Annotated in this window: 9 protein-coding genes; all 9 read left to right on the top strand. The window is 60.2% G+C overall.

Going from position 1 to position 7,860, the window contains the following annotated elements; all coding sequences use genetic code 11:
• A partial coding sequence (gene prmC / locus ACNPN0_RS07170) for a peptide chain release factor N(5)-glutamine methyltransferase (RefSeq protein WP_448938259.1) occupies positions 1 to 785 on the top strand: 785 nt, incomplete at its 5' end.
• A 34-nt stretch (positions 786 to 819) separates the two neighbouring features.
• Positions 820 to 1,503: an L-threonylcarbamoyladenylate synthase gene (locus ACNPN0_RS07165; RefSeq protein WP_400343288.1), complete on the top strand. Its 684-nt coding sequence runs from the start codon at positions 820 to 822 to the stop codon at positions 1,501 to 1,503.
• Complete coding sequence (locus tag ACNPN0_RS07160; RefSeq protein ID WP_133834464.1) at positions 1,500 to 2,621, top strand: MraY family glycosyltransferase; 1,122 nt, start codon at positions 1,500 to 1,502, stop codon at positions 2,619 to 2,621. The genes ACNPN0_RS07165 and ACNPN0_RS07160 overlap by 4 nt, the downstream gene beginning before the upstream one ends.
• Positions 2,622 to 2,868: 247 nt before the next feature.
• A complete protein-coding gene (locus ACNPN0_RS07155; RefSeq protein ID WP_146112315.1) occupies positions 2,869 to 3,225 on the top strand; it encodes a hypothetical protein in 357 nt (118 codons plus the stop codon).
• A 285-nt stretch (positions 3,226 to 3,510) separates the two neighbouring features.
• The gene (gene atpB / locus ACNPN0_RS07150) at positions 3,511 to 4,302 is read left to right on the top strand and encodes a F0F1 ATP synthase subunit A (RefSeq protein ID WP_105658410.1); all 792 of its coding nucleotides are present in this window, start codon (positions 3,511 to 3,513) and stop codon (positions 4,300 to 4,302) included.
• A 107-nt stretch (positions 4,303 to 4,409) separates the two neighbouring features.
• Complete coding sequence (locus tag ACNPN0_RS07145; RefSeq protein WP_013348621.1) at positions 4,410 to 4,622, top strand: ATP synthase subunit C; 213 nt, start codon at positions 4,410 to 4,412, stop codon at positions 4,620 to 4,622.
• 80 nt (positions 4,623 to 4,702) lie between these two features.
• On the top strand, positions 4,703 to 5,257 hold the full coding sequence (locus ACNPN0_RS07140; RefSeq protein WP_448938870.1) for a F0F1 ATP synthase subunit B: 555 nt from the start codon (positions 4,703 to 4,705) through the stop codon (positions 5,255 to 5,257).
• Positions 5,257 to 6,069: a F0F1 ATP synthase subunit delta gene (locus ACNPN0_RS07135; protein ID WP_448938258.1), complete on the top strand. Its 813-nt coding sequence runs from the start codon at positions 5,257 to 5,259 to the stop codon at positions 6,067 to 6,069. Before ACNPN0_RS07140 ends, ACNPN0_RS07135 begins: the two co-directional genes overlap by 1 nt.
• A gap of 125 nt (positions 6,070 to 6,194) precedes the next feature.
• On the top strand, positions 6,195 to 7,832 hold the full coding sequence (gene atpA, locus ACNPN0_RS07130) for a F0F1 ATP synthase subunit alpha (protein ID WP_133834461.1): 1,638 nt from the start codon (positions 6,195 to 6,197) through the stop codon (positions 7,830 to 7,832).
• Positions 7,833 to 7,860: the final 28 nt, after the last annotated feature.

Below are 7,860 nucleotides of genomic sequence, written 5' to 3'. Positions count from 1 at the left end.
TCGACGTCGACCTGCTGCTGTGCCACGTGCTGGGCATTGACCGCTCGGAACTGAAGCTGCGCGAACTGCGTGGCGAGGGCCTCGACCCTGGAAGCCGGGAGCAATTCACCGCCCTGGTGGCCGCCCGGCGCACCCGCATCCCGCTGCAGCACCTGACCGGCGTGGCGTACTTCCGCTACCTGGAGCTGAAGGTGGGACCGGGAGTATTCACCCCGCGGCCGGAAACCGAAACCGTGGTGCAGCTCGGCCTTGATTTCCTGGCCGCCCAAGGCATCGGCACCCCGCGGTGCATTGATTTGTGCTCGGGCTCCGGGGCCATTGCAGCGTCCGTGGCCAGCGAAGTGCCAGCAGCCAGCGTCTGGGCCGTGGAGCTCTCGGAGGATGCCATCGGCTACACCCGGGCCAACTGCGAGCCGCACCGGGTCACCGTGCTGCACCAGGATGCCACGGCGGTCCCCGGGGAACTGGAAGGCACCATGGACCTGGTGATCTCCAATCCGCCGTATATTCCGCCCAACGCGGTGCCGCGCGAAGTGGAAGTGCGCGAGCACGACCCGGAAATGGCGTTGTACGGGCTCGGGGAGGACGGACTGGACATTCCGCGTGCCATTACCGCCCAAGCCATGAAGCTCTTGCGTCCCGGCGGCTACTACGTGATGGAACACGCCGAAGTGCAGCACGAAACCGCGGCAGCCATGCTGCGCGCGGCCGGTTTCACGCAGGTAGCTGGCCATGAAGATTTGACCGGGCGCGCCCGCGCCACATCCGGCTACGCGCCGCAATAACCAAACCACACCCAGTGCATGAAAGAATGATCCCGTGAGCACAACATTTTCGGTAAGCAACGAGCAGGAACACGCTGAAGGCATCACCGCAGCCAAGGCCGCGCTGGCGGACAAGCGCTGCATCGTCTTGCCTACAGATACCGTCTACGGGATCGGCGCCGATGCATTCAGCGCCCAGGGCGTGGCGATGCTGCTGGCCGCCAAAGGCCGCAACCGCACCATGCCCCCGCCGGTGCTGATCGCCCAGAGTTCCACCATGGACGGATTGGCCAGGGACATCCCCGAGGCTGCGCGCAAGCTGGCCGAAGCGTTCTGGCCAGGCGGACTGACCCTGATCCTGCAGGCCCAGCCTTCGCTGACCTGGGACCTGGGGGAGACCCGCGGCACCGTGGCGCTGCGCGTGCCCAACGACGACACCGCCCTGGAACTCCTGGGCCAGACCGGCCCGCTGGCCGTGTCCTCGGCCAACCGCACCGGCAACGCGGCGGCGCTGGATGTCGAGCAGGCTTTCGCTCAGCTCGGGGAGTCGGTGGATGTCTACCTCGACGGCGGCCCGCGCGGCGAGGCCGGGGAAGAGGTCCTGCCATCGACCATCATCGATTGCACCGGACAGAACCTGCAGGTGGTTCGCTCGGGCGCGATTTCCATTGAGGAATTGCGCGTGGTCGTCCCTGGCATTCTCGATTTGGGACAGGACGCACCGGAAACCGGCGCATGAGAACATACGTACTGCTCATAGCATTCAGCTTTACGGTTTCGTTCCTGCTCACCCCGATCATCCGCACCCTTGGCCACCGTTTCACCGGCAACCAGCTGGTGCGCGAACGCGACCAGCACGAAAAACCGATCGTGAAGTTCGGCGGCCTGGCGATTATCGCCGCTTTCGCCGCAGGGCTATGGCTGGCCAGCAACTTCCACTTCTTCCGCGGGGTTTTCGGCAATGACGACCCCATCCGGGGAATCGCCTACGCCCTGGGCGTCATCGTGCTCATGGGCCTGGCCGATGACATGTTCGACCTGAAGTGGTGGCTGAAGCTCGCCGGCCAGATCCTGATCGGCTGGCTGGTCGCCACCAACGGAATCGTCATCCAGTCCCTGCCCGTGGGTTCGTGGCAGATCGATGAGCAATGGCTGCAGATTGCGGTGACCATTTTCCTGATCGTGCTGACCATGAACGCGATCAACTTCTCCGATGGATTGGATGGCCTGGCCGCGGGCCTGGCCGCCATTGGCGCGGCGACCTTCTTCGTGTATTCCTATGTGCTGGCCACGCACGTGAGCGCCGATGACTACGCGAACATCGGGGCCTTGCTCTGCGCCTTGCTGCTCGGTGCCTGCCTGGGCTTCTTGCCGCACAACTTCAACCCGGCCAATATCTTCATGGGGGAGACCGGCGTTCTCGCCATCGGCATGATCCTCTCGGTGGCCGCGATCGCGGTGACCGGTGATGTGCAGGGCCTGGAGGCCCGGCGCTTCCGCAACATCCCGGCCTACATGCCGATGCTGCTGCCGATGGTGATCGTCTTCCTACCAGTACTGGACCTTGTACTCTCGGTCTTCCGCCGGCTGGCCAACAAACGCTCACCCTTTTCCCCGGATGCCAAGCACATCCACCACCGGATGCTGGCCCAGGGCCACTCGGTGCGCCAATCGGTAGTTCTGCTCTACCTGTGGGCCGCCGTGATTGCAGTCTCAGTGGTTTCCATCGCCTTCATCCCGGTCATTCTGGTGGTCCCGATGGCCTTGCTGTTGTTCCTAGTGGCAGCGGTTGCAACGTGGCGTCCCCTGGTGATCAAGCGGGTCGAGGCCTTACGCAAGCGCATGGGCAAAGCCTAGCCCGATCAAATAGCAGGGTAACGCACAAGCAATCTGTTTCTATCTCGTGTAGAATTCAATCTGGATCTTCTTTCATCTTCTCTTTAGGGAATAGGTGGAAGTTTCAAGTTTCATCAGCATCGATGGGTGCACGATGGTTCCTCGGTGTTGACGAAGAAAGGTTGCGGACGTGAATTCTGGTTCTGCCCGCGTCAGTGCTTCGTCAGCCCCGAAATCCATCTGGTTGCCGATTCTTGGCTTGTCACTGGTGTATTCGCTGATCGCTACCGCCATATTTTTCCTGATTTCATGGTTGGTTGCCGATCTTCGCTACGCGCTTTCTGGCGCGCTGGCTGCCGGGATTGTGATTGGCTTTTTCGCGATTGGCATTCTCATTGCCGAAGCTGCAGGGCGAATTCGCCACTCGTGGGCCATGCCCGCGTTCTTGGGTGTCTTTGTCATCAAGGTTTTTGGCATCGCCTTCGTGTTGTTGAACCTGGGGTTGCCCGATTGGGTTAATCGCCAGGGATTCGTTCTTGCAGCAGCTATCTCCCTTGTTGCCTGGCAGGTTGGCGAGGTGCGTGCTTTCATGAAGGCGCGCCTGGCTATCTACAACGAGGAATAGAGTATTCCGCGCGACTTTGTGTCGGTGGGGTGCTGTGAGTTTGATAAGCTTACTTCGGGTCATTTTTGGCCGTCCGCTCAACTGCGGGCGGAATACGCAATATGCATCCGCGGGGTAACCCGCAGATGGACCTTCATCAGGGTTGATGCTTCTGGCATGGGCCATGATGGGATCCCCGTTTGATCTTTTCTTCACACGGTGAGAGGCAGTTACCGCCAGTCACCGCCTTTTGCCCGTGACCGTTACTGCAGAGAGGACAGCGCGTTGTTCGCGTTTGCGCTCCCAATGGCCTCAGAAGAAGGCGGCTTCGTACCGCCATCCGTTTCCGATACCCACCTCCCGGATCTTTTCCCGTGGATGGCTGAGTATGGCACGGGTTTCGGCAAGCAGATGCTCATGATCGTTTTGTCGATCGTGCTTATCTCTTGGTTCTTCACCGTGGCCATCAAGAACCCGAAGCTGGTTCCAGGCAAGATGCAGTACATCGCTGAGTCCGGTTACGCGTTTGTACGTAACGGAATTGGCCGCGACATCATCGGCGAGAAGAACTTCCGTCCTTGGATTCCTCTGCTGTTCGCGACCTTCTTCTTCGTACTGCTGAACAACCTCTTCGGCGCGATTCCGTTCCTGCAGCTTCCATCGTTCTCACACGCTGGTTCTGCATACGCGATGGCTATCATCATCTACGGCACCTGGATTGCTGTAGGCCTGAAGAACCACGGTATCCGCTACTTCAAGTTGGCCGTCGTCCCGTCCGGTGTTCCGGGCTGGATCATGCCACTGATGATTCCGTTGGAAATCATTTCTAACTTCATCGTTCGCCCGCTGACGCACTCGCTGCGTTTGATGGCAACGATGCTGGCCGGTCACATGATCGTGATGCTGGCAGCTGCCGGCGCTCGTCACCTGATCGTTGTCCAGGACTCCCTGGCCATGAACGGCCTTGGCATCCTGGTCATCGTTGGCTCGGTCGCCATGTACTTCCTGGAACTGCTGATCATGGTCCTGCAGGCGTTTGTTTTCGCCCTGCTGACCGCGATCTACCTCCAGGGTGCAATCGAAGCCGACGCCCACTAGGCCAACACTTCTTTTCTTCCAACCCATAAAGATCTTCCTTGAGTCGCTCAAGGAATACCTCACAACCTACCGGCAAAAGCTCGGTATCTTGAAAGGAACATAATCACATGTTGCACGGCTCCCTGAATATGATCGGCTACGGCCTGGCTGCTATCGGTTCGGCTATCGGCGTTGGCTTGATCTTCGCTGCCTACATCAACGGTGTTGCACGTCAGCCTGAGGCTCAGCGCATCCTGCAGCCAATCGCCATGCTTGGCTTCGCACTTGCTGAAGCACTGGCCATCCTGGGCCTGGTCTTCGCTTTCGTCATCGGCGCCTAGTCTTTTCGCAACTGTAGTGGCCTCGCCACTATCGCGAGGCGTACACACAAGCGGAAACTAGTAGATAAGGAATAGTGAGAATGAACAGCACTGATTTCATCCTCGCTGCGAGCGAATCGGTCAACCCGCTGTTGCCGAACCCGTGGGAAATTCTCGTCACGGGTGTTGGTTTCGCGGTCCTTCTGTTCATCGTCATCAAGGTAATTGCTCCAAAGTTCGAGCAGTCCTATGAAGATCGCGTCACCGCGATCGAAGGTGGCCTTGAGAAGGCTGAAGCAGCGCAGAAGGAAGCAGAGGAGACCTTGGCACAGTACAAGGCCCAGCTTCTGGAAGTACGCACCGAAGCAAACCGCATCCGTGAGGAAGCTCGTAGCGAAGGTGCTCAGATCCTTGCGGATCTGAAGACCAAGGCAACCGATGAGGCAGCTCGTATCACCGAGCAGTCGCACCGCCAGATCGAAGCTGAGCGCGTATCCGCTCTGGCTTCGCTCCGCACCGACGTGGGCGCATTGGCTACCGAGCTTGCAAGCAAGGTTGTTGACGAAGCTCTGCAGGACGATGCCCGTGCCCAGCGCGTGGTTGACAAGTTCCTGACCGATTTGGAAGCTCAGCAGAACGCAGGTGCATCGAACTAATGGCAAGTGTATCGAGCGAGTCACTGGCAAAGGCTTTGGCGTTCCTGGAACCCAAGCTGGCACTGGCATCTATTGAGCTGCCTAAGGAACTGTTCGCGGTCCTGGAAGTACTGGATGCAAATGCCGGTCTCCGCCGCGCAATGACTGACCCAGCCCGTGGAAATGCCGACAAGGCAGGCCTTTTGGCTCAGCTGCTGCACGGAAAGGTCTCGGCTGACGCCGAGGACGTCGTCGCACAGCTGGCTTCTACCCGCTGGAGCTCGGAACGCGACATTAGCGATGCGCTCGAATCGCTGGCTGTCACTGCGGTCACCGCAGTGGCAGAGCGGCAGGACGGCGCTTCGGGGCTGAACAAGCTGGAGCAGGATCTGTTCTCCTTCATCGAGGTAGTGCGTGGCAATCACGAACTGCAGCGTGCGTTGGATGATGCACAGGCCCCAGTCGAGGCTAAGCGCACTCTCGCGCTGAAGCTCGTGCCTAACGCGTCGCAGACCTCGCAGGTTTTGATCTCCCAGGCAGTTTCGAACCCCCGCGGTTTGAAGCCAGCAGCCTTGGTTGGACGTTTCGTAGAGCTCGTGGCCAAGCGCCAGCAGCGCTGGATTGCCTCGGTAACCAGCTCTGTAGAACTTTCCGAAGCCCAGCTTTCGCGCCTGGAGACCAGCCTGAACAAGCTATACGGTCGTCAGCTCAAGCTCAACGCCACTACCGACCCATCGCTGGTCGGTGGACTGGTAGTCAAGGTTGGCGACGAAGTTGTCGACGCTTCCGTGGCATCACGCGTGGCCGAGTTGCGCCGCGCCTTGGCCAGCTAGGACTCATTGGGCTAGGGAGTGATCCTTCGCCTGGTGTTCCTGGCTGCCAGGACCACAACAGACTTCATTCACATTCGATTCGGTCCAATGGACCGGATCACAATTTAGGAGAGCAGGGACTGCAGATGGCCGATTTGACCATCAATGCCAACGACGTCCGCGATGCCCTAAACGAGTTCGCATCTTCCTACGAACCGGGTAAGGCAGAGCGCACCGAGGTGGGACGCGTCGTCGCCGCGAGCGACGGCATCGCCAGAGTGGAAGGCCTTCCTTCCGTCATGGCCAACGAGTTGCTGAAGTTCGAAGATGGCACCCTGGGCCTGGCCCAGAACCTCGATACCCGCGAAATCGGTGTCGTTGTGCTTGGTGACTTCACCGGCATCGAAGCTGGCCAGAAGGTAGAGCGCACCGGCGAGATCCTTTCGGTTCCAGTCGGCGACGGCTACCTGGGCCGCGTGGTCGACCCGTTGGGCGAGCCACTGGACAACCTGGGGCCAATCGCTGCCGAGGGCCGTCGCGCCCTGGAGCTGCAGGCACCAGGCGTGACCCAGCGCAAGAGCGTGCACGAGCCAATGCAGACCGGTCTGAAGGCTATCGACGCCATGATCCCGATCGGCCGTGGCCAGCGTCAGCTGATCATTGGCGACCGCCAGACCGGCAAGACCGCTATCGCGGTTGACACCATCCTGAACCAGCGTGCTAACTGGGAATCCGGCGATCAGACCAAGCAGGTCCGCTGCGTCTACGTGGCAATTGGCCAGAAGGCATCGACCATCGCTGCCGTTCGCCAAACCCTCGAAGAGCAGGGCGCACTGGAGTACACCACCATCGTGGCGTCTCCGGCATCCGACCCGGCCGGCTTCAAGTACTTGGCTCCATACGCAGGCTCGGCCATCGGCCAGCACTGGATGTACGGCGGCAAGCACGTTCTGATCGTCTTCGATGATCTGTCGAAGCAGGCTGAAGCCTACCGTGCCGTGTCCCTGCTGCTGCGCCGTCCGCCAGGACGCGAAGCCTACCCAGGCGACGTCTTCTACCTGCACTCCCGCCTGCTTGAGCGTTGCGCCAAGCTGTCGGACGAGCTGGGTGCAGGTTCGATGACTGGCTTGCCAATCATCGAAACCAAGGCCAACGACGTGGGCGCGTTCATCCCGACCAACGTCATCTCGATCACCGACGGCCAGATCTTCTTGCAGTCGGATCTCTTCAACGCCAACCAGCGTCCAGCTGTCGACGTGGGTATTTCGGTATCCCGCGTTGGCGGTTCGGCACAGGTCAAGGCCATGAAGAAGGTCTCCGGTACCTTGAAGCTGGAATTGGCCCAGTACCGCGACATGCAGGCATTCGCAATGTTCGCCTCGGACCTGGATGCTGCTTCCAAGCAGCAGCTGACCCGTGGTGCGCGCCTGATGGAACTGCTCAAGCAGGGCCAGTACACCCCGTACCCGGTTGAGGACCAGGTCGTTTCGATCTGGGCCGGCACCAACGGCTACCTGGACGATGTCCCGGTTGAGGATGTACGCCGCTTCGAGGGCGAGTTCATCGACTACCTGCGCCACCGCACCGATGTACTGACCGTGATTGGCCAGACCGGCAAGCTGGAGAACGAGACTCTGGAAGCCATGAAGACCGCTGTTGCGGACTTCAAGGCCGGCTTCTTCGGCGAAGGCGACGACAAGCTTGTCGCCGCCGGGCACGAAGAGCACGACGCTCTCGATTCCGAGTCCGTTGACCAGGAAAAGATCGTCAAGCAGAAGCGCTGACAATTTCCTTGCCAAGGGGGAGCGGGGG

Source organism: Glutamicibacter sp. AGC84, from assembly GCF_053543575.1.
This window is presented reverse-complemented; position numbering and strand designations above follow the sequence as displayed.

Excerpts from the sequence above, each read along its gene's own strand:
- ACNPN0_RS07160 (WP_133834464.1), top strand. The coding sequence starts at position 1,500 with ATGAGAACATACGTACTGCTCATAGCATTCAGCTTTACGGTTTCGTTC.
- atpB (WP_105658410.1), top strand. The coding sequence starts at position 3,511 with ATGGCCTCAGAAGAAGGCGGCTTCGTACCGCCATCCGTTTCCGATACC.
- ACNPN0_RS07145 (WP_013348621.1), top strand. The coding sequence starts at position 4,410 with ATGTTGCACGGCTCCCTGAATATGATCGGCTACGGCCTGGCTGCTATC.
- ACNPN0_RS07140 (WP_448938870.1), top strand. The coding sequence starts at position 4,703 with ATGAACAGCACTGATTTCATCCTCGCTGCGAGCGAATCGGTCAACCCG.
- ACNPN0_RS07135 (WP_448938258.1), top strand. The coding sequence starts at position 5,257 with ATGGCAAGTGTATCGAGCGAGTCACTGGCAAAGGCTTTGGCGTTCCTG.
- atpA (WP_133834461.1), top strand. The coding sequence starts at position 6,195 with ATGGCCGATTTGACCATCAATGCCAACGACGTCCGCGATGCCCTAAAC.